General features: G+C 49.2%; 2 protein-coding genes. Both read right to left on the bottom strand.

Annotation, left to right across the window (positions count from 1 at the left end; translation table 11 throughout):
* Window positions 1–136 precede the first annotated feature (136 nt).
* Window positions 137–865 (bottom strand): fimbrial biogenesis chaperone, encoded by a 729-nt coding sequence (locus ACZ60B_RS42955; RefSeq protein ID WP_147822979.1) that lies wholly within the window; start codon window positions 863–865, stop codon window positions 137–139.
* An 81-nt stretch (window positions 866–946) separates the two neighbouring features.
* On the bottom strand, window positions 947–1,359 hold a 413-nt coding region (locus ACZ60B_RS42950; protein ID WP_469397548.1), incomplete at its 5' end, for a fimbrial protein.

Raw genomic sequence — 1,359 nt, 5'->3', positions numbered from 1 at the left:
GAATCGATTTATAATTGGACAGCGCCATTTTAACAGCTGCAGAGATAGGTAACTCTTTCATATAAAGCATTCCTTTACCAAATTAAGCTCGCCCTCTGAAATAAATTGCTCTGGGCCTGAGGCTCTGTTCCAAGAGTTACTTTTGCTTATTCTTAGTACGGGACACGCGTCCGCCAAAATCATTAATAGTGGTGTAGGCAATGTCAGCAATGCGCGCGCTGTCGCCGGAGAACGACAATGTCTTTTCCTGTCCGGGTGCCAGCATGTCGCCGTGCGGGGCCAACGGCACACGTTTTTGGTTCACGACAGCATTAATCTCGGTAAATGACACATAGTACGGCGTTGGGTTTTTCACGCTGACGCCCCCAGCGCTGAAGCGCCACTGCAGTTTTTCCGGCGCATCATTCGCTTCTCCCGCCAGACCGGTCGGCCGATACAGCAGTTTTACGCGGGTACGGAATGCCACCTGTAAAAAGTTTTCAGGTGCGCCATTGTTTGCCCCGGTTGGTGCTGGCGGGATCTCCAGTACGTTCAACCAAAACAAGGATTCTTTGTCTTGCGGCAAACTCGCCGTGGTCAATGAAACGCGCAGCGCTTGGCCGGTAGCCGGTTCAACACGGCTGATTGGCGGTGAAACGATAAATGGCGCTTTGCTGTTTTCTGGTGTGGTTTTTGCGTCGCCTTCATCAATCCAAGACTGAATAAGTGCCGGTGAAGCACCATTATTTGATAATTGGACGGTAACTTCCCGTTGCTTTCCCGGATAAATAATACGAGTACCGTTAATAATGACACTGGAAAAAACGCTGCTACTGAAAAGCATGGCGCTCAGCAATATGCTGTATTTTTTAAATGAGTTCTTCATTATCTTATCGCTACGGTAAGGGAAAACGGTGGGGGCATAACTCCCCCACCCGAATAAGAATATTACTTAAAGAAATATTACTTACTGGTAAATGATGGTGTACTGAACGCTAGAAGTCACATCACCAGCGCCGGCAGCGTTGGTAGCGTAATATTCAGCGTAGTAGTTCAGGTCAGCAGAGTCGCCTTCGTTAGCAACGGTAACCCACTGGGAGTTATTCTGCGCACCATTAGCACCAGCAGCCAGGATAGGCAGGAATTGGTTGTTGCTGCCCAGAAGCTGGATCTGCACGTTAGTTGCAGCATCAGTCTGCGCCTGGTTGTTCAGACGGCCAGTATTGAAATCAACAGTAGCGCCCGGTTCGAAATAAGTAGCTACCTGGCCTTTAGAGCATTTGGTCAGGTTGATCGCGAACGGAGTACGGCCAGCAGTTGCGCTCTGAGTTGCCAGAGTAGAAGCAGAAACAGTTGGCAGAGTTACGGTGAAATCTTTAC

Source organism: Streptomyces sp. NPDC104096, assembly GCF_055584385.1.
The sequence above is the reverse complement of the archived record's forward strand: the minus strand, read 5'-3'. Positions and strand labels throughout refer to the sequence as shown.

Bases quoted from the DNA above. Each gene is read 5' to 3' on its own strand.
- ACZ60B_RS42955 (WP_147822979.1), bottom strand. From the start codon at position 865: ATGAAGAACTCATTTAAAAAATACAGCATATTGCTGAGCGCCATGCTT.